This window comes from Ornithinimicrobium cryptoxanthini (assembly GCF_023923205.1).
GTDB classification, from domain to species: Bacteria; Actinomycetota; Actinomycetes; order Actinomycetales; family Dermatophilaceae; genus Ornithinicoccus; species Ornithinicoccus cryptoxanthini.
Window position 1 is genome coordinate 2950990 of the sequence record NZ_CP099490.1, and the last position, 24198, is coordinate 2975187.

Consider the following 24198-nt stretch of genomic DNA (forward strand, 5'->3'; position numbering starts at 1 on the left):
TGGGGAGACCCGAAGGGTCCCGCTGACCTCACCATACGCCCAGACAGGCGAACGACCCCTCAGCGCGCGAGCCCGACCCGTTCGCCGGTGGCCAGCCACTGGCTGAGCTCGGTCTGGCGCTGGTCGAGGTCGGTGCCGTCGTGCCGTCCCTGGCGGCGGTCGCCGACGATCTGCCCGTCGACCATGTAGAGCACCCGGTCGGTGCGGGCCGCCACCCGCGGGTCGTGGGTGACCAGCATGAGCGTCATGCCGTCGGCGTTGAGCTCGGCGAGGATGTCCATGATCTCGGTGGCAGCGGTGGAGTCGAGCGCGCCGGTCGGTTCGTCTCCGAACAGAATGGTCGGGGCGTTGATCAGCGCGCGGCAGATGCCGATGCGCTGCAGCTGTCCGCCGGACGCCTCGGAGACGTCCCGGTCCGCCAGCTCGGCGACCCCGGTGCGCTCCATCAGCTGCAGCGCCCGCTCGTTGAGCTCGTCGCGGGGTGCGAGCCCGGCCAGGTAGGCCGGCAGCACCACGTTGTCGAGCAGGCACAGATTCTTGAGCAGGTGGACGTGCTGGAAGATGAACCCCATGCTGGTCAGCCGCAGCCGCGCGAGCTGCTTCTGGTTCATCCCCGTCAGGTCCTGCCCTTCGAAGCTCACGGTCCCGGCGCTGATCGTGTCCATGCCGCTGATGGTGTAGAGCAGCGTGGACTTGCCCGACCCGGACGGGCCCATCACGGAGAGGAACTCGCCGTGGTCGACCTGCAGGTCGATGCCGTGCAGGACGGTATGCCGGTCGAAGGACTTGGTCAGTCCGGTCGCCTGGAGGAGGGGGATCTGCGTGGTCATCGCGGTCACCTATTCGGTGGTGAGGGTGGAGATGCGGGCGTCGGAGATGGAGCGTGAGCTAGCGCCTGTGGTCAGGGCCACGGCCGCGAACAGCGCTGCGGGCAGCAGGACGTAGGTGAGCAGGGGGCTCACCGCGAAGGCGATGCGGCTGGTGCGCTGACCCAGCGACTCGAAGCCGCCGAACAGGCCCTCGAACATCAAGTTGAACAGCCCCTCACCCAGCGTGTTGGCCGCCACAGTGCCGACGAGGACACCCAGCAGGAGCACCAGCAGGACCCTGCTCAGGTATTGCCGTCGCAGGCCCTGGTCGTCGGCGCCCACCGCGCGCTGGACAGCGATCTGGCCAGCGTCCCGGGCCAGCAGCATCCGGGTGAACAGGGCTGTCATGAGCGCCGCGAGCGCCAGTGCCACGACGGCCGAGACGACCGCGGTGACCGTGATCTGCTGGGCGATCGGGCCGAGGGTCTGGATCCGCCACTGCTCGATGTCAGCGACCTTCGCCGGGGCGAGCTGGTCGGAGTATGCCGCGACCTTCGCCCCGCGGTCCGCCTCCGGGGCGAGCTCGACGCCGACGGTGTACCACATGATGTCGTCCGCGTCGGTGGGCAGGACGGACTTGGCGGTCTTGCCCCCGTTGGTGACGTCCTGGTAGCTGCCGACCACCGCCAGCTCGCGGACCTCGGTCCCGACCTGGACGGGGAGGGTGTCCCCGACCTGGCGACCGGCCTGGTTCATCGCCAGCAGTGACAGCGCGATCTCGGTGCCGTCCGCGGGGGCCCGCCCCTCGGCATACGCCAGCGGGAGCAGGGTGTGGTCGCCGTTCTCGACATACAGACCGACGCTGTTGCCGTCCGCGTCGACGGTGTCGTTGCGGGTGGTGACCAACGGGACAACCTCGGTCACCTCGGGGTCTGCCTCCAGCTCCTCGACGGCCCCGACGAACTGCTCGGCAGACGCTGGCTCGCTGTGCCGCAGGTCGATCCGCAGGTCGACCTGACCGGTCCCCATGTAGTTGATGAACCCGGGGGCGCTGGCGGTGCTGGCCGAGCTGATCGGCACGATGATGATGAACGTGCTCACCGCGAAGACGAGGAAGAGCAGCAGGTAGGTCGGTGCGCGGCCCACGACGTCCATCAGCCCGAGCCGGAACTGCACCGGCGCCCGCGAGCGGTGGAGCCGCATCCGGGCGCGGGACTGCCGGCCGGTGCTGCCCGCGCTGAGCGCGGTGACGGCGCTGATCTTGTTGAACCGGTGCAGCAGCACGACCACGAACAGCACGAGGACGGTCAGCACGGCCAGGGCCGCCAGGACGGGCGCCACCCAGTTCCAGATGCTCGGGACCGAACCCATGTAGCGGGTGATGTTGCGGGTGAGCAGGGGCGTCAGGGCCAGGCCGATGGGCAGCCCGAGCGCCGTGGCGATCCCGGCCAGCAGCGCGTACTTGGTCAGGTAGATCCGCTTCACCCCGCGCCCGGGGACCCCGATCGCCTTGAGGACGCCGATCTCGCGGTAGTCCTGCTCGGCGGCGGTGAGGAAGGAGAACCGCAGGCACAGCAGCCCGACGACCAGGAGCAGGGCGGCCACCAGGATCACGACCGCGGCCACCATGCCGTCGCCGATCATCGTGAACATGAGGAAGGCCGCGGAGTCGACCATCTGGCCCGCCGCCGGCATCTCGGAGTCCTGGTAGGCCTTCTGGAAGGTCGCGCTCTGGGTGCCGGGATCGGCCAGCCAGAACTCGATGAGCTGCTCGGTCTCGCCGGTGTGCTCGGCGACCTCCGCCAGGTCGACCGGTGACACCGCGAGTCGCTTCGAGCTGGTCACCGCGGGGTTCATGATCGAGTCACGGGCGAAGCCGGCGATGGTGAGCTCCTTGACGAACCCGTCAGGGGCGGTGATCACGACGGGGTCCCCGACCTCGAGCCCGGCCTCCACCTGATAGATGACCGGCAGCAGGATCGCCCCGGTCTCGACCGCGGTGATCGGCTCGTTGTCCAGGTCGAGCAGCAGGTCCCGCTCCGTGTTGGGCACCACCAGCGAGTTCTGCTGGATGTTGTCGGTCTGCACCACGCCATCGAAGAACAGGTTGGCCCCGTCGATGCCGAGCAGGGTCATGGTCTGGTGGTGCACGACCTCCGGCCGCTCGGCCACCCACTCGTCGACCTGCTCCTGCTCAAACGGCCCCACGTGCAACTGGGCCACGTGCGGGGCGTCGGCTCGCTCCATCAGGTCACTCGAGGCTCCGACGAGCCGGACCAGGGTCCCGGCGCTCGCGGTGGCCAGGACCACCGAGAGCATCATGAGCACGACGAGTATGACGGTGACGCCGCGGTTGCGGCGGAAGTCACGGACGATCATGCGGGCGTACACGACGCCTCACTCTCATGGTGTGTTGATGGGGCATGCGATGTCACTCCTGCACCACCGCGCGGAGCACGTCCACCTTGCTGGCACGGCGGGCGGGTGCGATGGCCGCGATGATGCCGACCGCCGCGGCCACCAGGAGATAGCCGGCGAGCTGGGCCACCGGCACGGAGACCTGGGTGATCCCTTCGTCGCCGAGGGAGCGGCTGATGGCCACGCCGACGAGCGTGCCGAGGGCGATCCCCGTGACGGCGCCGAGCATCGCCATGAGGACTGACTCACGGCGCACGATCGCCCGGACCTGTCGGCGGGTCGCGCCGACAGCCCTCATCAGCCCGAGCTCGCGGGTGCGTTCGAGGACGGAGAGCACGAGGGTGTTGACGATGCCGAGGACGGCGATGACGACCGCCAGGAGCAGGAGCGCGGTGACCACGCCGAGCAGCTGGTCCACCGACGCCTGGTTGCTCGCCACGAGCTCGGCAGGGTCGTTGACCACGACATTCGGGTGGTCCGCAAGCCTCTGACCGATGAGCTGCTCGGTCGCGACCAGGTCGGCACCGGGGGCGGCGGAGACCAGGACGGAACCATCGAGGGTTGACGTCACGTTGGCGGCGAAGTCCTCGAGCGAGACCCAGTGCGCAGAGCCGATGAGCGTGGTCGGCCCCTCACCCACGATGGCGGTGAGGGTCAACGTCACCTCGCCGGTCTCGGGGAAGGTGACGGTGACGGTGTCCCCGACCTCCACGCCATGGGACGCGGCCTCCCGGGTGCCCATCACCACGGCACCCGGGCTCAGGTCGATGACGCCGACAGGGTCGCCGACATCCATCACCAGCTCGAGGTCGCTCGGGTCGAGTGCGGCCACGACGGACCGGGTCCCCTCAACCTGGGCGCCGGCATACTTCAGCGCGACAACGGCGTCGAGGGCCTCCAGATCGCGCAGCGTGGCAGCAGCGGCCGGACTGATCCCCGCCCCGGTCCGGGTCAGGATGAAGTCGGCTCGGTTGCTGCCGGCCACCACCTCCTGCACCGACTCACCCATAGACGTCGCGGTCACGGTGACCGCCGCGACGACCGTGACGCCGATCGTCAGGGCCAGCGCGGTGGCTGCGGCTCGTCGTGGTGCGCGGGCGATGTTGCGGGCGGCCATCCGCCAGCTGCCGCCGCGGCGCCCGTGGCCGGCGATCCTGGCCGTGCCCTGTGCCAGGGACGGTCCAGCTAGGACCAGCCCGACGAAGGCCGTCAGGCTCGCGAGGGCGGTGAGCATCATCTCGTCCCCGACCACAGCACTCGCGACCAGACCCAGGACCCCTGCCCCCAGCACGAGCGGTCCCGCGATGCGCCGGCGCAGGCGGATGCCGTCGGTCGTCGGAGTGGAGTCCCGCAGTGCCTCGATGGGGGCGATGCGGGTCGCGGCCCACCCCGGGACCGCGGCGGCGAGCGTGGTGACCCCCACCCCGACGGCGAGGGCAGCGATGACGGTGCGTGGCTCCAGGGCTACAGCAGTGGTGGGGACCTCGATGCCGATCAGGACGAGCAGCTGTCGGATCCCGATGGCCAGACCCATCCCGGCGAGGATGCCGAGTGCCGAGGCGAGCAGTCCGATGGCTTCCGACTCCAGCAGGATGCCGCTCAGCACCTGCCGACGTGTGGCACCCACGGCGCGCAGCAGAGCAATCTCGCGGCGTCGTTGGGCCACAAGGACGTTGAAGGTGTTCCAGATGACGAACGAGCCGACGAGCAGCGCTACCGCAGCAAAGACGAGGAGGACCTGGGAGAAGACGGCCAGACCGTCCTGCATCGCCGTGGCCTGCTCCCCAGCGACCTCTGCGCCGCTGAGTGCTTCGGTCCCGGGTGGGAGCACGTCGGCGATGCTGGAGCGCAGATCCTCGGGGCGCACGTCCGACTCGGCGAGCACCGCGATCTCGTCCACCTGACCAGACTTGCCCAGCACCTGCTGGGCGGTCGGGAGGTCGAACCCGGCGAGCGTCGCACCCGCGAGGCTGTCGGAGTCGCCAAAACCGGTCACGGCGACGAGGGTGAACGTCTGGGCACCGCCGTCCGCCAGGACGATGTCCACCTCGTCACCCAGGTCGTAGCCAGCCCCCTCGGCCGAGCGCGCGTCGATCGTGACCTCGCCCAGCCCCTGGGGTGGCCGACCGTCCCGGTAGGTGAAGGCGCCGGTGAGGTCGGTGCTGGCACTCACGCTCGTCCCGAGCGTCGGTGCGCCGCCGGGCTGGATCGGTGCGCCGTCCTTGTCGAGGATCAGGGCGAAGCCGGTGACCGAGCCCTCCGCGACCGCGACGCCGGGCACCGCGGCAACAGTGTCCACGAGCCCCTGGTCGAGAGGACGGGCCTCACCCTGGAACGCCGGCTCGTCATACGCACTCGCGGAGCGGACCACCACGTCGGTGTTGCCCCTGATGCCGCTGAACAGCTCGTCGAACGCCTTGTTCATGGTGTCCGACAGCACGAAGGTCCCCGAGACGAAGGCCACGCCGATGGTGACAGCGGCCACCGTGAGGAGCAGACGGAGCTTGTGGCTGAGCAGGTTGCGCAGGGAGACCCGGAGCATCGTCAACGCCCCAGCCGCTTCATCGTCTCCAGCACACCGTCGTGCGTCGGGTCCTGGACGTCTTCGACGATGGCCCCGTCCACGAGGAAGATGACCCGGTCGGCGTATGCCGCAGCGATCGGGTCGTGGGTCACCATGACGACGGTCTGGCCCAGCTCGTCAACGGCGGAGCGCAGGAAGGTCAGCAGCTCGGCGCTGGCCCTGGAGTCCAGGGCGCCGGTGGGTTCGTCGGCGAAGACCACCTCCGGTCGGCCGGCCAGGGCGCGGGCGATGGCCACGCGTTGCTGCTGACCGCCGGAGAGCTGAGCCGGCGTGTGGTCCAGTCGGTCCTCCACATGGAGTGTGGACACGACGGTCGCCAGCCACTCCTGGTCAACCTGCCGTCCCGCAAGGTCGGCGGGCAGGGTGATGTTCTCCTCAGCCGTCAGCGGTGCAATGAGGTTGAACGCCTGGAAGACGAAGCCCAACCTGTCCCGGCGCAGGATCGTGCGCGCCGTGTCGGTCAGTGAGGCGAGGTCCGTGTCGCCGATGAAGGCGCGGCCTGAGGTCAACGTGTCGAGCCCCGCCATGCAGTGCATCAGCGTCGACTTCCCCGACCCCGACGGGCCCATGATCGCCGTGAAGGCGCCCGCGTCGAACCCGACGGTGACGTCGTCGAGTGCGGTCACCGTTGCCCCGCCCACACCGTAGGTCTTGCGGGCCCCCTCCACGCGTGCCGCGATCGTCGCGACATTCGGGACACTTTCCGTAGTCATGCTGCTGGTCATGGTCAACACCTCTGTGAATGGTGCACAAGGGGCAAGGAGGACGATGGGTCGCCAGCTGCGCCACTGCCGTCACGCGTCTCGGTCGTGCGCTGGAGATATGCCCAGCAGGCGGCCAGGCTCGCCAGCACCACGATGGAGACCATCACGGCCACGGGCACCGCGTCGCTCTCACCAGCGCCAGTCATCAGCAGCATCGCCGCGATGATGCTGCTGCCCATCAGGACCGAGAAGGCTAGCCACGGTCCCAGCCAGAACAGGCCCGCCTGGTGCTGCCGCAGGGCGGCGACACCGGTGGCGATGAATGCCGGCAGGACGAGCGCCAGGTCGATCACGTGGATCGGGTTGACCCACAGCCCCGCCTCGGTCAGGCTCGCCGGGGGTTGGCCCGTCACCAGAGCGGGGACCAGCTCGCTCAGCCACAGCGCGGCGAACAAGACCCCGGTCACGATCAGAGTCCAGGCCGCGACCGTGCGGACGCGCCCCGTGGGATAGCTGAGGGCCCCACGGCGCACCGGACCAACGTGGGTCACGACAGCCCACGAGCTGAGACCCAGGACCGCGACATACAGCAGGAACAGGTAGTTGAGGTGGATGGCCATCGCATAGATGGTGAACGCGTAGATGAGGTAGAGCAGGGTGCCGAGCCAGAGCAGGCCCGCACGGGTCGAGCCGCGGCGATAGCGGATGGCGGTGACGACGAGCACCAGTCCGGCCAGCAGGTTGCCGATGTCCTGGCCCTGAGCCTGCAACGTCCAGTTCTGCGTCTCCTGTGCGTAGACACGGGGGTCGACAAGCCCGGCGATGCTGCAGGCCACCACCAGCAGCGCGATCAGCCCCGACCACGCCAGCGGACCGGTCCACGCACGCGTCGCTGCCGGACGGACAGCCATTCAGATCACCTCTCCTGACTACTACACAGCGTAGCAGTAAGCCCTTCCTCTGCAGGCCACGGCCCCTGTGGCATCGGTCACTTCACTGCCCAACACCGGTGTCCACGACGGTCGCCGGTCGGTTCAAGGTTGGCCCAATGCCGCAGTGGGTTTGTCGACCACTTTGCGAATTGTTGACGGACTCTTGACCCCGAGCACTGAGGTCACTACGGTCCTCAGCAGGCACGACTGGGGTCTGGGACGCACGGTCACGGACCACGGCCACAACGTCGGGGAACGGAGTCCAGGTGTCGGATAGGGAGGGACAGCCCTCGAGCGCCCACGCAGGCCGTGGGGCCGACGAGCAGGCACGACGGGCGGCCTCACGCGTCGAGAGGCTGAGGGCGCAGTTGGCCTCCGCAGAGCGCCAGCAGCAGGCGTGGGAGGCGGGTGGCGAGGGAGAGCGGCTCGTCGCCCGAGCCCTGCGCGAAGCCTGTTGGCCCGCGCTCCATGACCAGGCCTGGCCAGGGCGCCCTCGGGCCAACATCGACCATGTGGCGCTCTCCTTGTCACGCATCTGGATGATCGACGCCAAGCACTGGTCCGGCGATGTCACGATCCGGCAGGGCGTGCTGCGGCAGAACGGCTATCGCCGCACCGACTATCTCGAGAAGGCGCGGGACGCGGCCGAAGCCATGGCCTCTGTCCTGCCGGCTGCCAGCCCGCGGGTCGCGCCGATGATCTGCCTCACTCAGTCTGGCCGTGACCTGCCCGCCACGCTGGTCGACGGAGTCATCGTCGTAGGCGTGACGCATCTGTCTCGGGCGCTGGGCCCTGCGCCCGAGGAGTATGAGGAGCTGGCAGGCCTCGTGGCTGACGTGCGGGAGTCACTCCACCGTGAGGCGGTCGGACCGCCACGTCACGGGGCGGTCCGCGCAACAGGGGGCAGACCCGTGACTCCTCCTTTGACCTCGACAGCCACCTCTCGGCGCACGCCATCTATGTCACTCCCCTCTCAGGCCACGCGACTGGCGCCCTGGGGGTTGAGGGCGCGGGCTACGGTGGTGGACTGGGCACTCATGGCACTTCCCCTGATCGCAGCGAGCACGGCGTCACCCAGCGGCGACCTGGACATGATCGGCGGCTGGGTCTGGCTCCTCATCTTCGTCTTTGCCTGGATGAACGGACGTCATGGGTCTCCGGGCAAGAGACTGTTCGGCCTGCGCGTGGCTCGAGCCAAAGATGGGACGCGGCTGGGTGGCTGGCGCGGGCTGCTGCGTGGGTTCCTCCTCTTCCTCACGCTGCCTGCCACCGCGGGCCTCCTGTTTGTGATCTCCCTCCTGTGGCCACTGGTCGATCGACGCAAACAGACCTTGCACGACAAGGCGGTTGGCGCAGTTGTGACAGTCACGCGGCCGGTCGGGATGTAGGGCACGCGCTCCGCCTCAGCGGCCGCAGACCATCGGCGCACCCATCAAGCCCGGGTGAGCACCTGCTCGATCTCGCGCACCCGGGCGGTGAACTCCTCCACGTCGTGGTCCTGATGACCCGCGGCCTGGAACGCCTCCTCGAGCAGCCGGACCTGGGTCAGCAGCCGGGCCCGCAGGGCACGGTCGCGGGCGCGGCTTCCGACCCGCTGGACCAGGTCCAGCGAGACGTGCATGACCGAGGGTGACTCAGCGGCATACCAGCGCATGTGGTCCAGCACGGTGGAGGTGAGGTCGACGGCCGCCACCTGCGGTGCGTGCACACGCAGGGTGCCGTGGGCGTCGTAGCGGCGGGTCGAGGGCAGCTCGCGCTGTGCCAGAAGTGACAGTCCGGAGGACAGGTCGTCCAGAGCGTTGATGGCGGTGAACGGGTCGTTGATGCCGGGGGAAAGAGCGCGGACCGCGAGCTCGGTCAGCTGCTGGACCGCGAAGGAGACGTCTTGGTAGGGGTTGCGGGCGTCGTCGATCTGGACCGCCGCGCGCAGCGCGTCGACGGTCTTCTTGTCGTCGCTGCTCAGGGCGTGCACTCTGGCGAGCACGGTGTCCTCCAGCACGTACTGACCAGGTCGGACGCACAGGTCGACCAGCACGTCCGCGTCCCGGGCCGCCTCCACCAGGTCCTCGCCGCGCACCGAGGTCACGTAGCCCGGCCGGCCGGCGTCGACCGGAACCGCGTCCTCGGCGAGGAGCTGGTCCAGCTCGTCGTCGTGGTGCGCCGGATGCTGGTCGACCTCGTGCTCGTCGCGGCCCACCTGCTCGGGATAGAGCCGCTCGACGGTGTCGCGCAGGTCGGTGCGCACCCGACGGGCGATCGTGGAGATCTGGATGGAGTCGGAGATGTGGTGGATGAAGTAGATCAGCACCGCCACGTTGAGCACAGCCAGGACGACCGCGAAGTTCACCGCCAGGTGCGGGACGAACACCTCCGCGTCCGGGCCTCTCGTGTCGCCCAGGACACGGATCGAGCGCAGCACCAGGAGGCTGTAGAGGAAGGTCGCGACGTAGACGCCGAGCACGGCCTGGTTGCCCCGGTCGGCCATGAAGTTGCGGATGAGCCGCGGGCCGTAGGTGGAGGAGGTGAGGGCGAGCACCGCCATCGTGATGGAGAACGTCGTGCCGGCGACCGCCAGGGAGGAGCCGGCGATGGCGCCGAGGATGTCCCGGCTGCCACTCTCGCCGACCCTGTAGAGGAACGCGTCGGCCCACCCTGGCAGGGACAGGCGCCAGACTCGGTCGGACCAGATGAGCAGCTCTGCCAGGATCACCGCAGCCAGGCAGAGCAGGGCAGGGACGAACCAGAAGCGTTCCTTGAGCCGCTGCAGCAGGGTCATGGACCCACCCTGTCAGGGCTGATGCGCCACGCACGTCAGGCGGGCCGTGCAGGCCCAGCGGCAGCGCAGCGTCCAGGGGGTTGAGCACCTGGACCGTGCGGCCTGCCCCCCTGCACCCTTGACGTCTCGAGGACAGAATTGTCGCAGGAGGTGGGTTCCTCGTGGATGTCCGTGTGTTGCTGGTCGACGACCAGCCGAGGTATATGCAGGCGCTGGCGTCCGTGGTGGGAGAGACGGTCGGTTTCACGGTCGTGGGGCAGGCTGGCACGGGCGAGGAGTGCCTGCGACTGGCCCCGACGCTGCGCGCGGATCTGGTGCTCCTGGATGTGAACCTGCCCGGCCTGGACGGCGTGGAGGTGGCACGCCGGCTGCGGGGTGGCGACGCACCACCCGTGGTGGTGCTGCTGTCGACGTATGACGAGGAAGCAGGCGAGCGCTTCGTCGTCGAGTCGGGGGCGAACGCCTACGTGACGAAGTCGGCCTTCGCACCCGAGCTCCTGACTCGAATGTGGGCGCGGTGGTCAGCCTGACTCATCCCCCAGCTGGTTGACGAGCCAGGCGCACCCCGGTGGCCGCCCTCTCGGTCGCCGGGAGGGAGACCGTGACCACCGTGCGGTTCTCCGACGCGGTCAGGGCGATGGACCCTCCGGCCGCGTCAACCCGGTCTGTCAGGTGCCGGAGGTCGAGCTCAGGGAATCGGCCCTCCCCCGACACCTCAACCGACAGCTCGCCGTGCCACACCCCCAGGCGGACGCTGACCGGCTGACCGAGTTCGCCGGCAAGCTCGGCCACACAGAAGTACGCAGCTGCTTCAGTGCGCGCGTCGAGTCGTCGACCGGCATCCCCATCAGCCGCGAACAGCTGCCCCGAGGTGTCCGCACGGGCCAGGAGAGAGCGGAGCGCCGCGGGCAGTCCGGATCGGGCGAGCTGGGCCGGGAACACCCCCCGCGTGATCTCGCGCAGGGCCTCGAGTGCACTGGTCACGGAGGTCACCAGCGGTTCTAGCTGTGCGGGACCGAGCGGCACGTGGTCCGCGCTCTCGGGACGGGACAGCCGGCGGAGCCGCTCCGGCATGGCCTCCAGGTGTGGGATGACCTGACCGGCTATCGCCCGCTGGAGACGGCTTCGCTCGGCGTCACCGGCGTTGATCAATCGACGACGGGACTGCGCCAGCTCCTCGGTGCGCTCACGAAGCTGCTCCACCTGGCCGGACAGCTCGGCCGTCAGCCGCGCGTTGCGGAAGGCCAAGCCGGCCTGGTCGGCAAGGTCGACCACCAGCCGATGCTCACGCGCCCGCAGCGGGTGTCCGGGTGCCATGGCGACCGTCACACTGCCCAGTCGCAACCCGCCGTGCACGATGGGCACCTCGATCGTCGATCCGCCCGGGTTGTCCAGACCCTGCTGCGGCCACCGGGCGAACTGGTCCTGCCCGTGCTCCACGTCCAGTCGCACGACCGCGTGGTGTGCGTTGACAGCCTGCGCGGTGGCCTGCGCCATGGCGGGCAGCAGCCCCGCCGGGTCCGGGCGCTCACCGAGTCGGAGGCTGAAGCTCGCGAGTGCCTCATATGGGGCGGCGGCTTCACCGAAGGCCACCCGGTCAGCAGCCCGGAGCACTCTCCCGCGCAGCGGCTGGAACGCCGTGGCCACGACCGCGGTCGCCAGCAGTGAGAGCCAGAAACTGCCGGTGCCCCCGCTCACGACCGACCCCGCCAGCACCACGACGAGGACGTAGCCGGCAGCCGCCACCACGGTCGCCAGGGCAAGGACGAGAGCCCTGTTGATGATGAGGTCGATCTCCAGCAGACGGTGCCGCAGGACGGCGACGGCCACACAGATCGGGACAGCGATCTGGGCCAGCCGCAGCGGCAGACCCGCAATCCAGGTCCCTTCTTCACCCTGCAACCGCGGGACCACGAGAACGACGACGACGCCGACGGCCAGGAACGTCGCGGAGGAGGCGATCCACAGCAGCTGCCGTCGGGCGTCGTCCCGCGCGCGCCGCAGCCTGACCAGCAACGACACGGCGGAGGCAATGAGACCGGCAGCGACCAGCAGGTAGCCGACGGTGAGTAGGACAGTCGCTGTGGTGCCGCCCCCGTACTGCTGCCCGACGACGAACTCGGCTGGCGGGGTGAACAGTGACCCCAACGTGTGCAGCACCAGGCCCGCGACCGTGGCCCGGACGGCCCAGCGCCACCGCGGTGACAGGAGATGACCATCAGGGGCAATCAGGAACACCATGATGAGCGCCACGAACGCGGGCCAGCCCAGCAGCGGCGCCGCCCACGCGCTGAGGTGCGCCCAGCGCGGGCTCCCGGGGCCGTCTCCGTCCAGGACCCAGATGCTGTAGGCCTCACCGGCCATGGTCACCGAGAGCAGGCTGGCGACGCTCAGCAGCCACCCGACCCGCTGTCTGGGGTCGTGCGACACGATGAGGGCCCCCATCAGCGCGCACCCGAGGCTGGCCAACGGGGTCAACGGCCAGCCGTGGTCCGCCCACGTGGCCTCGCTCAGCAGCGACCGGTGGGCCGCCGTGAACACCGTGTCGAGGACGATCGCCACCAGGGTGATGCCGACGACTGCCCAGGCCAGGCGGCGCCTCACGCTGGCACCACCGGGCGCAGGGCGGGCGCGGTCGGTGCCGGATCCAGGCACTCCTCACAGGGCACTCGTGCGGTCACGCTCGTCCCCCCACCGGGGCGCGAGGAGACGTCGACGGTTCCGCCGACCGCGCTGAGCCGGTCGGCCATGTTAAGGAGACCACCCGAGCCTGCCTCGGCGAGGAGCAGCTCGCTGTCGAACCCCACGCCGTCGTCGACCACGGTGAGCGACCAGTGGTGCTGGTCCTCCTGCACCACCTCCACGCTCACGTGGTCGGCACCAGAGTGCTTGGTGGCGTTCTGGACCGCCTCGAGTGCGCAGAAATACAGTGCTGCCTCCACCGGCGCCGGCAGGCGCCCCAGCGGGGCGGGGTGCACGGTGACGGGGGTGGGGCTGGCGGCGAGGGCGGAGCGCAGGGCGACCAGCAAGCCGGCCTCCTGCAGCAGCGTGGGGTAGATGCCACGGGACAACGAGCTGAGCGTCGCGATGGTCTCCAGCGCCGCATCCGCCTGCGACGCCAGCAGCTGCGCCGCGCGTTGTGGGGAGCTTTCTGCAACTGCCTGGGCGAGGCGCAGGTTGACGGCCAGCGCGACCAGGTGCTGCTGGGCACCGTCGTGCATGTCCCGCTCCAGGCGCCGCCGCTCCGCGTCCTGCGTGTCGACCAACCGCTGCCGGGAGGCGCGCAGGTCGTCGGCATGACCCACCAGCTCATCGTGGCGGGCTTCGAGCTGGGCCTGGAGCGCTACCAGGCGCAGGACGAGACCAGCCTGCCCCACGAGCCCGGCGAACAGCCGTTGCTCCACCGCAGTCAGCGCAAGTCCAGGACGCTCCTGCAACCGCAGCACCCCCAGGAGCTGACCGTCGTGCCTGACCTGCATGGACCGCCGTCCGGCCTCCTCGGCACCGGCCTGGCCCGTGAGCTGCACGGATGGCTGCCTGGTGTCGGTGCCGGCGTCGACCGGCCAGGTGCCGGCCAGGGTCAGCCGACCGGCGACGACCAGCCAGACCTGCGCCCACTGCGCACCGGTCCCCTCCGCCAACAGCTTCGCCATCCGACCGGGCAGCCCATCTGTGGTGCCGCCCGTGGTGAGGTCCTCGGAGAACCGGCTCAGCACGTCATACGGTGTGGCGACGCTGTGGTGCCCGGCCCGGGCCACGCTCCGTTCGAGCGCTGCCTGCACGGGCGCGAACAGCAGCGCAACGACCACGGTGGCCAGCACCGACAGCAGCACGGACGGTGAGTCTGTGCTCCCGATGAGGACGCCGCCCGCCAGGACCACGACGACATACACCCCGACGACGAGCCCGAGCAGCACCGCCATGACGGCCAGCCGCCCGACCCAGGGGTGGCGCAGGCGGGGTAGCACGCTGCGGGTCCGCATAAGGCAGTGTGCTCCTCTGCGCGCCCCACGGGAAGGGGGCCGTCCCGAGCCCGGACTCGCGGCTGCCCCCACTGCGTCGCTCAGCCTCCCGACAGCAGGCTCAACGGCCCGTGCCGCTGGCCTCCAGGTAGGCCAGGACCGCGCTGACGCGACGGTTCACTGCACGTTCCTCGACGAGCCCAAGCTTCTGGAAGACGGCTCCGATGTGCTTCTCCACGGCACGATCGCTCATGAACAGGACCTGGGCGATGGCAGCGTTGTTGCGGCCGGTGGCCATCTGCTCGAGGACCTCTCGCTCCCGGTCGGTCAGGCCGAGAAGCGGGGCGTCGGCGCCTCGGCGGGCGAGCAGCGCTTCCACCACCGATGGGTCCAGCACGGACCCGCCACTGGCGACCTGGTGCAGGGCCCGCGCCAGCTCGTCGAGGTCTGACACCCGTTCCTTGAGCAGGTAGCCCATGCCGGCCACACCGTCGGCGAGCAGCTCGAAGGCGTAGTCCTCCTCGACATACTGCGAGAGGACGACGACACCGGTGCCCGGATGCCGGGCGCGGATCTGCTTGGCCGCCTCGATCCCTTCCTTGGTGTTGGTGGGAGGCATCCGTATGTCGGTGAGCACCGCGTCAGGTGAGTGCAGCTCCACGGCACGCAGCAGGCTGGGCGCGTCACCGACGGCGGCCACGACCTCCAGTCCGTCAACCTGCGCCAGCAGTCCCGAGACCCCTTCCCGGACCAGGAAGTTGTCGTCGGCGAAGACGACCCGCAGCACCATGCCAACGACTGTAGGCCACAGTGACCGCCGGCCGTGGGGTCACCCGCCCGCGCACGGGGGGCTGGCCCACCGGGTCGTGCTGCCTGCCCCATCGTGTCGCAGCACCGCAGTTCGTAGCGTCAAACACGACAAGCCAACCGCGCGCACCAAGGCACGCGTCGACCACGACAGGACGTCACCATGGCACACACCGCACGCACACCCTCGACCGTGTCACCGCACGGTGACACGGCCCCGGTGATGAACGCCATCGTTCACACCCGCTACGGGACCGACCCCTCGCAGGTCCTCAAGCTCGCCACGGTGAGCCGGCCGGCACCCGCCGATGACGAGGTGCTGATCCGCGTCCGCGCTGCCAGCGTCGACCGCGGCACCTGGCACATCATGGCCGGAGTCCCCTACCCCATCCGCCTCGCCGGGTTCGGACTGCGCGCGCCCAAGCACCTCAACCCCGGCCGCAGCCTCGCGGGCACCGTCGCGGCCGTGGGGCGGGCCGTCAGCACGTTCACCCCGGGGGACGAGGTGTTCGGCACGTGTGACGGATCGTTCGCCGAATACGTGTGCGCCAAGCCGGCCAAGCTCGCGCTCCAACCGCCCGGTGTCTCCTTCTCCGAGGCCGCGGCGGTCCCCGTCTCCGGCGTCACCGCGCTGCAGGCCGTGCGCGACCACGGGCGGGTTCACACCGGCCAGCACGTCCTGGTCATCGGTGCCTCCGGCGGAGTGGGCGGGTTCGCCGTCCAGATCGCCAAGGCCTACGGGGCCACAGTCACCGGCGTGGGCAGCTCAGCCAAGCTCGACCACGTCACCGCCCTGGGTGCCGACCACGTCATCGACTACACGACGACCGACTTCGCCAGTGGTGAGCAGCGCTACGACGTGATCCTCGACATCGGCGGCAACCGGACGCTCACCCACCTACGGCGCGCGCTGGCCGCACGCGGAGTGCTGGTCCTCGTCGGAGGCGAGACGGACGAACGCTGGCTCGGCGGCATGGGCCGCACGGTGCGCGCCCTGATGCTCTCCCCGTTCCTGGGTCAGCAGCTCGGGTCGTTCATCGCCTCGGAGAACGCCGAGGACCTCGAGGTGCTCGCGGGGATGCTCCAGACCGGCCAGGTGAGGCCCGCCATTGACCGGACGTACCCGCTCGCCGAGGTCGACGCCGCCATCACCCACCTGGCTGACGGCGCAGCACGCGGCAAGACCGTCGTCGCGTTCTGACCCCCCACCAAAACATCGCCTCACCCACCCAAGAAAGGTCGGCTCCATGATCGTCATCGAGCAGCTCACCAAGAAGTACGGCACCACCATCGCCGTCGACGACGTCAGCTTCACCGCCGCCGCAGGACGGGTGACCGGCTTCCTCGGGCCCAACGGCGCCGGGAAGTCCACCACCATGCGGGTGCTGGTCGGGCTCACCCCCGCCACCACCGGCACCGCCACCGTGCACGGGCGCCGGTTCGTGGACTTGCCGAACCCTGGCCTCGAGGTCGGCGTGCTCCTCGACGCTTCAGCCCAGCACGCCGGCCGCACCGGACGGGAGACGCTCGGCGTCGCCGCACAGTTCATGGGCCTGCACCGGCGACGGGTGGAGGAGATGCTCAACCTGGTCAGCCTCACGCCCACCGAAGCGGACCGGCGCGTCCGCGACTACTCCCTCGGCATGCGCCAGCGGCTCGGCATCGCCGCAGCACTCATCGGTGACCCGCAGGTGCTCATCCTCGATGAGCCCGCCAACGGGCTGGACCCGGCCGGCATCCGCTGGATGCGCGACCTGCTGCGCGGCTACGCCGACCGCGGCGGCACCGTCCTGCTCTCCTCCCACCTGCTCCACGAGATCGAGGTCATCGCCGACGACATCGTCATGATCGGCCACGGCCGGATCGTCTCCCAGGGCGCCAAGTCAAAACTGCTGCACGCGGCCGGCACGCTCGTGCGGGCTAGCGACCTCCCCGCCCTGGAGCGGGCCCTGACGGCGTGGGGACTGACGGCAAGCCCGTCGCGAGACGGCGCCCTGCACACCGACGCCGACGCCACCCTCGTGGGCCACGTCGCGCACCAGGCGGGGGTCGCTCTCAGCGAGCTCCGAGCCGCCGACAGCGCCGGCCTCGAGGACATGTTCCTCGAGCTCACCTCCACCACCCAGCGAGAAGGAGTGCTGGCATGAGTGCCATCCCAGCCGACATCGTCCACACCCCCCACGTCGCGATCCCCCGGATCCCCCTCACCAGGGTCGCGGCCGTCGAGCTCCGCAAGATGTTCGACACCCGCTCCGGTTTCTGGCTGATCGCCAGCATCGCCATCTCCGCAGTCCTGGCGACGATCGGCGTCATCGTCTTCGCGCCGGAGGACCAGCTCACCTACTCCACGTTCGCCACCGCGATCCGCTTCCCCGTGGTGGTCATCCTGCCCCTCATCGCGATCCTCGCCGTCACCGGTGAGTGGACCCAACGCACCGGCCTCACGACCTTCACCCTCGTGCCGCACCGGGGCAGGATCATCGCCGCCAAGGCGACCGCCTCCGTGGTCATCGCCATCGCAGCGATGGTCGTGACCTTCGCCGTGGGCGCGCTCGGCAACCTGGTGGCCGGCGCCGTGACGGGCGCGCCCATGGTCTGGGACGTGACGACCACCCAGGTCCTGTACTACGTCCTCGGCATGATCCTCAGTCTCCTGGTGGGCTTCATGCTCGGAGTGCTCATCCGCTCCTCCACCGGCGCGCTCGTCGCCTACTTCGCCTACACCTTCCTGGTGCCGACGCTGTTCGGCCTGCTGGCGACCTACCAACAGTGGTTCCACGACCTGCAGCCCTGGATCGACATGCAGTTCGCGCAGAGCGGCCTGTTCATCTTCGAACGGTCCCTGACCGGCGAGCAGTGGGCCCAGATCGGCGTCAGCAGCACACTCTGGCTCCTCATCCCCCTGCTCCTCGGACTGCGGTTCGTCATGCGAGCCGAGGTCAAGTAGCCGCCACAACCTCCGAGTCCCCTACTGGCTTTATCACTCAGACAGCACATTCCAAACGAAGGAGCACATCATGGATTCTCAGAAGCGCCTCGCCCGCACCGCGGGGTTGTACTACCTGGTGGTCGCCGTCCTCGGCGCCTTTGCGCACGTGGTCCGGGCTCTGGTCTACGTGCCGGGCGACGCCGCGGCCTCGGCGGAGAACATCGTGGCCAAAGCCTCTCTGGTCAACTACAGCTTTGTCGCCGACCTCGTGCAGGCAACGTTCCTCGTGTTCGTCGTCATGACGCTCTACCGGCTGTTGCACCACGCGGGCAAGAACGTGGCCCGCGCGATGGTCATCTTCGTCGTCATCGCGGTCGCCCTCATCTGCCTCAACATGGTCCACCAGCTCGGCGCGCTCCTGGTCGCCACCGACTCCGCATACGCCGCGGCGTTCGACTCCCAGGGCTCGGAGGCACTGGTGCTGCTGATGCTTGACCTGCAGCACTACGGCTACCTCATCGCACAGATTTTCTTCGGGCTGTGGCTGTTCCCGCTCGGGCTTCTCGCTATCCGTTCCGGGATGTTCCCCCGCCTGCTGGGCCAGCTCCTCATGGTCGCCTCAGTCGGCTACCTCCTCGACGTGGCGCTGCAGTTCCTCGCCCCCGAGTTCGCCGATGCAGTCAACCCGGCGCTGGTCACCCTGTTCGTGGTCGCCGAGGGCGCGCTGCTTGTCTACCTGCTGGTCCGAGGCGTGCGAACTATGCGTCCCGCCGAACAACTCATCGCCGCGGCCTGAAGTCAGGAACCCATCATGCTCACCACAACGAAGCCACAACGCATCCACGACCAATCCCTGCGACCCAGAGTGGCTGTCGTGTTGGCGGCCGGCCTCCTGGTCGTGACGGCATTCCAAGTCGCCCTCACGTTCGGTGCACCGTTCGGCGCTGCTGCCCTGGGAGGCACGAACCCCGGGCAACTCCCCGACAGCTTCCGGCTCGTGACCGGGTTCTCCACTCTTGTGTGGCTCTTCGCCACGCTGCTTGTGCTGGCTCGTGGAGGGCGTGCCCTCGTTCCCTTGCCGGAACGTGTCTTCCGGGTGGGCACCTGGGTGCTGGTGGGCCTCCTGGGCCTGGGGGCGCTGATGAACTTCGCCTCATCCAGCCCCTGGGAACGCTTCGGCTGGGGACCCTTCACCCTCGTCATGTTCACCCTCTGCCTTGTCCTCGCGCGAAGTGGCTTGCCCGGTCACCCGACCCGGCAAGCCGGGCCGCCGCGACGGGAGTCATGATCGTGGTCCGTCACGGCTACCCCGCTCTTCACCGGCCGATACCCATAAGGTCCGACAAAGCAGCCCTGCCCAGGCCCGAACGGACGCCACCTGGCGACCTGGCCTACTACGACGTAGTGGTCATCGGCGGAGGAGCCGCGGGCCTGTCCGCGGCGCTGGTCCTCTCCCGCGCCCGCCGCAAGGTCCTCGTGGTCGACGCCGGCGCGCCACGCAACGCCCCCGCCTCCCACATGCACGGCTACCTCTCGCGGGACGGCCTCCCACCTCATGAGCTCCTCGCGGTGGGGCGTGATGAGGTGACGCGATATAGCGGCGAGGTTGTCGCGGGCACGGTCACTGACCTGGTGCCGGACGGCCGCAACGGCTTCTGGGTGCTTCTCGGCGACGGGCAGCGGATCCCAGCCCGGCGCCTGCTCGTCACCACTGGTCTTCACGATGAGCTGCCCGACATCCCCGGCCTGTCCGATCGGTGGGCTCGCGACGTGCTGCACTGCCCGTACTGCCACGGGCACGAGGTCCGCGACCGCCAGCTGGGCGTCATCGGCGGCTCTCCAGGCGCGGTGCGTTACGCCCAGATCGTGCGCCAGTGGACCCACGACCTGGTCTACTTCACCCCACCCGACCTCCTCACCGCCGCTGAGCGGTCCGAGCTCGTCGCCCGGGCCATCAGGGTCAGGGAGGGCACGGTCGCGCAACTCGTCATCGAGGATGACCAGCTCGTCGGCGTGCAGCTGAGTGACGGCTGCGTCGTGCCTCGTGATGCGCTGTTCGTCCCGCCTCGCTTCGTGCCTCACACCGGCCTCCTGGCCGGCCTCGGCTGCGAGGTCAACGACGACGGTTGGGTGACCACCGACGCCACCGGCCGCACCAGCGTCCCCGGCATCTGGGCTGCCGGGAACGTCGTGGACCCCCGCGCGCAGGTCATCACCGCCGCGGGAGCCGGCTCTGCATCGGCCATCGCGCTGAACGCAGACCTTGTCGAGGAAGACGTCCGCAACGCCGTCCGCGACTTCCACCGCGACGTTGCGTCCTGAGAAACACCGTCTGGCGCTGGTCGTCGTCGACCCGGGCGGGATCATTCGACGAGTGCCACGCGCGCATCTGGTGACGGGGTGGCGCACACGGCAATGGAGCACCTTGTCCGAGTGCTTGCTGGCGACCTGGGGCAGACCTCCGACAGCGCCACTGTGCGCATTGCCGCAGAGGCCCTTGCGACCGAGAGTGGTTTACCGTGGTGTGACTACGTGTAGTCATGGAGGTGCGCTGTGACAGTCAGTGATGTTCCCCGGTCTCTTCGTCTCCCGGTGGATGTTGACGAACGACTCTCACGGCTAGCGGCAGCCACGGGACGGTCGAAGAGTTTCTACCTCCGCGAACTGGTCACCGCTGGGATCGATGACCTGGAGTATGCCTACGGGGTGGCCGCTCGAGCGGAAGCCATCCGCGCCGGCCAGCGCGATACCCGGCCGCTTGAGGAGCTGATGTCCGAGATGGGCATCACCCGCGAGGACCTGGACGCGACGCCTGACCAGCCTGCATGACGTGGAGCATCCGCACCGACCGTGACTTCGACCGGGCGTTAAAGAAGTTGAACCGACAGGCTGCAGCGCGAGTGTTGAAGGCCCTCACCGCACTGGAGAAGCTGGACGACCCGACGCAACGATGCAAGGCCCTGTCGGGTCCCTACACGGGTCTGTGGGGGTTACGGGTGGGCGACTACCGTGTGATCCTCGACATCCGGCGCGGCGAACTCGTCATCATCGCCCTCGACGTCGGCAACCGGAGCAGCATCTACGGCTCATGAATCCGTCGGAGTCGGGCGTCGCAAGGCGGGTCGGAGCAACACGCCGATGATTCCTGACGAATAGGCAACGCAGCACGCACCAACTGGATGCCGTGCGAACTTGACCCACCATCGTGGCACTTCTGGATGATGCAGATTGCCACGTCTAGGAAGCGTAGGTCTCAGAAGGGGTGGCGTAGGGACTAGCGGTCCGACCTCAGCTTGAGCCAGCCCCAGGCGGCGGTGGCGAGGAACAACAGGAGGCCGATGAACAGCAACCACAGCAGTCCTTCGATGAGTGCGCCGACAAGGGCGAACACGAGCCAGAGGGCGAGCAGGGCGATGACGAGGGTCTTCATCTGCTCACTCTTCCACGTGCCAAGCACGCCACACTCGGTTGGGTGCCAGCTCGAGAGCGGTGCTGGGCTGCGGAACGTAGGCTCGTGCGAACGGCAGCACCCGAGGACGGGAGAGACCATGGCATCGCACGACGTCGTCATCGTGGGTGGTGGCAATGCTGGCATCTCGCTGGCCGCGCGGCTGCGCCGCATCGGGTGCCGGGACGTGGCAGTCATCGCCCCAGACCCGGTCCACCGCTACCGACCGCTGCTCAACTACGTCGGCGGCGGGCAGGCGTCGATGTCGCGCCTCACCCGGCAGATGACGGCGGTCATGCCGACCGGCTGCACCTGGCTCCCGCACCGCGCCGTGGCCGTTCACCCCGACGAGCGCGAGGTCGAGCTCGACACCGGTGAGCGGATCGGCTGCGGCGACCTCGTCATCGCCCCTGGCCTCGAGCCGGACCTCGCGGCGATCCCCGGCTTGGTCGAGGCGATGGACGCGGGATGGTCCGTCACCGCGCACCTGAGCTCGCGCGCCGAGGACACCTGGACGGCGATCAGGCGTATGACGCGGGGCCGGGTGGTCTTCACCATCCCTCCCGAGCCCGCACCCTGCGGCGGCACCGCGCTCAAGCCCCTCTTCCTCGCGTGTGACCACTGGCGTCGAGAAGGCGTCCTGGACGACATCGACGTCCGGCTCGTCACGCCATACTCCTCGCTCCTTGACCTGCCGTTCACCGACCGGCGGGTGGAGCCACACCTGCAGCGGTTCGGGGTGACCGTCCACCACGACGCGACCGTGGCGTCGCTGGACCACCAGGCCCGGACCGTCACGCTGCGCACCCCGAGCGGCGAGGAGGTGGTGGACGAGGTGGACCAGGCCTTTGTCGTGCCGCACTACCGCGCGCCAGGCTGGCTGGCCTCGCTCGCCGGTGACGACACCGGCGGCCTGGTCGACATCGACCCGGGCACGCTCGCCCACCACCGCCTCCCCCGCGTGTGGAGCCTGGGCGACGTGGCCCACGTGCGCACGCGCCCCTCTGGCGGGGCACTGCGCAGCCAGGTCGAGGTGCTCGCCGACAACATCCGGCGCGGACGGACCGGTGAGAGTCTGCGGCACTACGACGGCTACACGATCATCCCCATCACCGTGGACCGGCGACGCCTGCTGCTCGCCGAGTTCGACCGGACGGGCAAGCCGCAGCCGACGACGACCCTGATCGACCTCACCGTCCCCCGCCGCCTGCTGTGGGCCTTCGACCGATATGTCGAGCCGGTCGTCTACTTCCGAGCGCTCCTCAAGGGTCGCGTCTGACCGGAGGCATTCCGCCCACTTTAGGGCAGCGTCGATCCGGCTCCCTTCTGTTGTCAAGGGGTCGGGATCGGCTCACTGACAGCACCCGGTGCCGGGCAGGTTGAACAGAATCGACGCCGCGTCAGCCGTCATGCATAGGCTTGAACACGCTCGTGGTCCTCGCTACTGATGTCCTGAGCAACACCCATGCTGGCGCAGGGCCACGAACCCTCACGTCAACGCCACACCACGCTCGAAGTTGAAGAGCCGGATTACGTGGCTACTCTGCGATATTGTCACACGCATGTTCTTGCCGGTTTCGATCAAGCACGCGCCCCCCGAGACACCACGGCCGCGACCACAAACTGCCAATTTCGGGGACACGCCTCACATAACGCACCAGATCCCCCCTGATGAAGGTGCCTTTTTCAGCTCTTCGGGGGAGGCGTGACACAAGAGAGTCCACCACCCCAACCGCGCGCGGCGATTGGGGCACGTTCGCAGACGCGACGCTTCGCCGAATCGTTAACGGCAATTGCAGCATTCGGGGGCGTTTCATATTTATGCGTACAGACGCTTCAGGCTGGCCAGTTGCCGTCACTCTGGCTAGCGGCTGCCGTGGCGTGTCTCAGCATAGTTCACTATTTTGTGCGCATCTGGGCCACGGGTCGAGAAACCACCCTCAGACCAGACCCAGCACCGCCCCTTTCTTTCACTCCCAGCCCGATCTACTCCCCTGAAGAAGTGTTGCTTTTCTCGCGCGCGCTCCTTCAGCCCGCGGTTGTCTTCGACCGCATTAAGGAATCTGTCACCCCGCTGACGCGAGCACACCAGGTTTCCACGCGATACTGGCTACACTCTCCTAATAGGGCAGCACGCGACGGCTTCTTGAGAGTTCCCGTTCTAAGGCCAGAGAAGGGCGTCCTGTTCGACGACTTCCAAGTCCTAGACTCCTCTGGCGCAGAAGTTCCGTCTCTATCGTTCCCTGAAGCGACAGAGTATTGTTGCGCCGTGTTGAACAGCATCGCCACTCTATTAGATAATGAAAAGTATGATGTCTATCTAACTGAGTACGAGGAAACCCTGCGTGAATACGTTGGGGGTCCGCCGCCTATCGGAAGGGAGCGAAGAGACGCCGAAGTATGGCTTGGCAAGTTGCAGGGAGCCATGGGCGGAGACTCCGACATCGCTGACATACTAACTCGAACCGCCGCACTACTAACGAGCAGCTATTGCATAATCGCCCTATTTCCGGTAGCGAGCGAATCAGGCCCAAATGAAACGACTACTCCCGTTATCTTTGAGACACGGTCGAGAATAATCCTTGACCGCAGAAGGAGTGGACCAAAATGGGTGCAAGCGATCAAGGCGGTGGCTGGCCTGCCCGGCAAGGCCCTCGGCTTGCGTTCGCTACATTTCACATATCCATTGGCCCGCGCACACTGGGCGAAGAGTTACCATCTTGAGTTCTTTGGCCCAGAGGGCACCTACCTATTACGGCAGGGATTTCCCACGAGACACTTGGCCCTACAATTCAGCTATCACGCATTTAGACGGAGATTAGGGCAGCG

At 68.6% G+C, this 24198-nt stretch carries 21 protein-coding genes; 11 read left to right on the forward strand and 10 right to left on the reverse strand.

Annotated elements, in window-relative coordinates; translation table 11 throughout:
• Positions 1 to 59: 59 nt before the first annotated feature.
• The 5 genes from NF557_RS13585 to NF557_RS13605 are packed head-to-tail and all read right to left on the reverse strand — an operon-like array spanning position 60 to position 7426.
• A complete protein-coding gene (locus tag NF557_RS13585; RefSeq protein WP_252620061.1) occupies positions 60 to 830 on the reverse strand; it encodes an ABC transporter ATP-binding protein in 771 nt (256 codons plus the stop codon).
• A gap of 9 nt (positions 831 to 839) precedes the next feature.
• On the reverse strand, positions 840 to 3200 hold the full coding sequence (locus tag NF557_RS13590) for an FtsX-like permease family protein (RefSeq protein ID WP_252620062.1): 2361 nt from the start codon (positions 3198 to 3200) through the stop codon (positions 840 to 842).
• A gap of 40 nt (positions 3201 to 3240) precedes the next feature.
• A complete protein-coding gene (locus NF557_RS13595) occupies positions 3241 to 5769 on the reverse strand; it encodes an ABC transporter permease (protein ID WP_252624188.1) in 2529 nt (842 codons plus the stop codon).
• A gap of 2 nt (positions 5770 to 5771) precedes the next feature.
• Positions 5772 to 6524 (reverse strand): ABC transporter ATP-binding protein, encoded by a 753-nt coding sequence (locus tag NF557_RS13600; RefSeq protein WP_252620063.1) that lies wholly within the window; start codon positions 6522 to 6524, stop codon positions 5772 to 5774.
• Between the two features lie 14 nt (positions 6525 to 6538).
• Complete coding sequence (locus NF557_RS13605) at positions 6539 to 7426, reverse strand: hypothetical protein (protein WP_252620064.1); 888 nt, start codon at positions 7424 to 7426, stop codon at positions 6539 to 6541.
• A gap of 389 nt (positions 7427 to 7815) precedes the next feature.
• Between NF557_RS13605 and NF557_RS13610 the strand changes: the two genes are divergently transcribed.
• Positions 7816 to 8835: an RDD family protein gene (locus NF557_RS13610; protein WP_252620065.1), complete on the forward strand. Its 1020-nt coding sequence runs from the start codon at positions 7816 to 7818 to the stop codon at positions 8833 to 8835.
• A 44-nt stretch (positions 8836 to 8879) separates the two neighbouring features.
• On the opposite strand, the gene NF557_RS13615 is transcribed toward NF557_RS13610, so the two are convergent.
• Positions 8880 to 10223 carry a DUF2254 domain-containing protein gene (locus NF557_RS13615; RefSeq protein WP_252620066.1) on the reverse strand — a complete coding sequence of 448 codons (1344 nt, stop codon included), beginning with the start codon at positions 10221 to 10223 and terminating at the stop codon, positions 8880 to 8882.
• A gap of 173 nt (positions 10224 to 10396) precedes the next feature.
• Here NF557_RS13615 and NF557_RS13620 point away from each other — a divergent pair, with 173 nt between their 5' ends.
• Complete coding sequence (locus NF557_RS13620) at positions 10397 to 10753, forward strand: response regulator (protein ID WP_252620067.1); 357 nt, start codon at positions 10397 to 10399, stop codon at positions 10751 to 10753.
• Between the two features lies 1 nt (position 10754).
• On the opposite strand, the gene NF557_RS13625 is transcribed toward NF557_RS13620, so the two are convergent.
• From NF557_RS13625 to NF557_RS13635, 3 genes are all read right to left on the reverse strand, one after another.
• Complete coding sequence (locus NF557_RS13625) at positions 10755 to 12827, reverse strand: sensor histidine kinase (RefSeq protein WP_252620068.1); 2073 nt, start codon at positions 12825 to 12827, stop codon at positions 10755 to 10757.
• Positions 12824 to 14206: a sensor histidine kinase gene (locus NF557_RS13630; RefSeq protein ID WP_252620069.1), complete on the reverse strand. Its 1383-nt coding sequence runs from the start codon at positions 14204 to 14206 to the stop codon at positions 12824 to 12826. The genes NF557_RS13625 and NF557_RS13630 overlap by 4 nt, the downstream gene beginning before the upstream one ends.
• A 100-nt stretch (positions 14207 to 14306) precedes the next feature.
• Positions 14307 to 14975, reverse strand: coding sequence for a response regulator transcription factor (locus NF557_RS13635; RefSeq protein WP_306239320.1), 669 nt, complete (start codon positions 14973 to 14975; stop codon positions 14307 to 14309).
• A gap of 180 nt (positions 14976 to 15155) precedes the next feature.
• Here NF557_RS13635 and NF557_RS13640 point away from each other — a divergent pair, with 180 nt between their 5' ends.
• From NF557_RS13640 to NF557_RS13675, 8 genes are all read left to right on the forward strand, one after another.
• Positions 15156 to 16193 (forward strand): NAD(P)-dependent alcohol dehydrogenase, encoded by a 1038-nt coding sequence (locus NF557_RS13640; RefSeq protein WP_252620070.1) that lies wholly within the window; start codon positions 15156 to 15158, stop codon positions 16191 to 16193.
• Between the two features lie 46 nt (positions 16194 to 16239).
• Positions 16240 to 17139, forward strand: a complete 900-nt coding sequence (locus NF557_RS13645; RefSeq protein WP_252620071.1) for an ABC transporter ATP-binding protein — start codon at positions 16240 to 16242, stop codon at positions 17137 to 17139.
• Positions 17136 to 17939: an ABC transporter permease gene (locus tag NF557_RS13650; RefSeq protein WP_252620072.1), complete on the forward strand. Its 804-nt coding sequence runs from the start codon at positions 17136 to 17138 to the stop codon at positions 17937 to 17939. The genes NF557_RS13645 and NF557_RS13650 overlap by 4 nt, the downstream gene beginning before the upstream one ends.
• 70 nt (positions 17940 to 18009) lie before the next feature.
• A complete protein-coding gene (locus tag NF557_RS13655; protein WP_252620073.1) occupies positions 18010 to 18717 on the forward strand; it encodes a DUF4386 domain-containing protein in 708 nt (235 codons plus the stop codon).
• Between the two features lie 15 nt (positions 18718 to 18732).
• Complete coding sequence (locus NF557_RS13660; RefSeq protein ID WP_252620074.1) at positions 18733 to 19209, forward strand: hypothetical protein; 477 nt, start codon at positions 18733 to 18735, stop codon at positions 19207 to 19209.
• Positions 19206 to 20243 (forward strand): NAD(P)/FAD-dependent oxidoreductase, encoded by a 1038-nt coding sequence (locus tag NF557_RS13665; RefSeq protein WP_252620075.1) that lies wholly within the window; start codon positions 19206 to 19208, stop codon positions 20241 to 20243. Before NF557_RS13660 ends, NF557_RS13665 begins: the two co-directional genes overlap by 4 nt.
• A gap of 231 nt (positions 20244 to 20474) precedes the next feature.
• Positions 20475 to 20750, forward strand: a complete 276-nt coding sequence (gene relB / locus NF557_RS13670) for a type II toxin-antitoxin system RelB family antitoxin (RefSeq protein WP_256855696.1) — start codon at positions 20475 to 20477, stop codon at positions 20748 to 20750.
• The gene (locus tag NF557_RS13675; RefSeq protein WP_252620077.1) at positions 20747 to 21013 is read left to right on the forward strand and encodes a type II toxin-antitoxin system RelE family toxin; all 267 of its coding nucleotides are present in this window, start codon (positions 20747 to 20749) and stop codon (positions 21011 to 21013) included. Before relB ends, NF557_RS13675 begins: the two co-directional genes overlap by 4 nt.
• 182 nt (positions 21014 to 21195) lie before the next feature.
• Here NF557_RS13675 and NF557_RS13680 read toward each other — a convergent pair whose 3' ends face one another.
• Complete coding sequence (locus tag NF557_RS13680; protein ID WP_252620078.1) at positions 21196 to 21351, reverse strand: hypothetical protein; 156 nt, start codon at positions 21349 to 21351, stop codon at positions 21196 to 21198.
• Between the two features lie 118 nt (positions 21352 to 21469).
• On the opposite strand from NF557_RS13680, the gene NF557_RS13685 reads away from it, so the two are divergent.
• Positions 21470 to 22648 carry an FAD-dependent oxidoreductase gene (locus NF557_RS13685; protein ID WP_252620079.1) on the forward strand — a complete coding sequence of 393 codons (1179 nt, stop codon included), beginning with the start codon at positions 21470 to 21472 and terminating at the stop codon, positions 22646 to 22648.
• Positions 22649 to 24198: the final 1550 nt, after the last annotated feature.

Bases quoted from the DNA above. Each gene is read 5' to 3' on its own strand.
- NF557_RS13585 (WP_252620061.1), bottom strand. From the start codon at position 830: ATGACCACGCAGATCCCCCTCCTCCAGGCGACCGGACTGACCAAGTCC.
- NF557_RS13595 (WP_252624188.1), bottom strand. From the start codon at position 5,769: ATGCTCCGGGTCTCCCTGCGCAACCTGCTCAGCCACAAGCTCCGTCTG.
- NF557_RS13600 (WP_252620063.1), bottom strand. From the start codon at position 6,524: ATGACTACGGAAAGTGTCCCGAATGTCGCGACGATCGCGGCACGCGTG.
- NF557_RS13605 (WP_252620064.1), bottom strand. From the start codon at position 7,426: ATGGCTGTCCGTCCGGCAGCGACGCGTGCGTGGACCGGTCCGCTGGCG.
- NF557_RS13615 (WP_252620066.1), bottom strand. From the start codon at position 10,223: ATGACCCTGCTGCAGCGGCTCAAGGAACGCTTCTGGTTCGTCCCTGCC.
- NF557_RS13630 (WP_252620069.1), bottom strand. From the start codon at position 14,206: ATGCGGACCCGCAGCGTGCTACCCCGCCTGCGCCACCCCTGGGTCGGG.
- NF557_RS13635 (WP_306239320.1), bottom strand. From the start codon at position 14,975: ATGGTGCTGCGGGTCGTCTTCGCCGACGACAACTTCCTGGTCCGGGAA.
- NF557_RS13640 (WP_252620070.1), top strand. From the start codon at position 15,156: ATGGCACACACCGCACGCACACCCTCGACCGTGTCACCGCACGGTGAC.
- NF557_RS13645 (WP_252620071.1), top strand. From the start codon at position 16,240: ATGATCGTCATCGAGCAGCTCACCAAGAAGTACGGCACCACCATCGCC.
- NF557_RS13650 (WP_252620072.1), top strand. From the start codon at position 17,136: ATGAGTGCCATCCCAGCCGACATCGTCCACACCCCCCACGTCGCGATC.
- NF557_RS13655 (WP_252620073.1), top strand. From the start codon at position 18,010: ATGGATTCTCAGAAGCGCCTCGCCCGCACCGCGGGGTTGTACTACCTG.
- NF557_RS13660 (WP_252620074.1), top strand. From the start codon at position 18,733: ATGCTCACCACAACGAAGCCACAACGCATCCACGACCAATCCCTGCGA.
- NF557_RS13665 (WP_252620075.1), top strand. From the start codon at position 19,206: ATGATCGTGGTCCGTCACGGCTACCCCGCTCTTCACCGGCCGATACCC.
- NF557_RS13675 (WP_252620077.1), top strand. From the start codon at position 20,747: ATGACGTGGAGCATCCGCACCGACCGTGACTTCGACCGGGCGTTAAAG.
- NF557_RS13680 (WP_252620078.1), bottom strand. From the start codon at position 21,351: ATGAAGACCCTCGTCATCGCCCTGCTCGCCCTCTGGCTCGTGTTCGCC.
- NF557_RS13685 (WP_252620079.1), top strand. From the start codon at position 21,470: ATGGCATCGCACGACGTCGTCATCGTGGGTGGTGGCAATGCTGGCATC.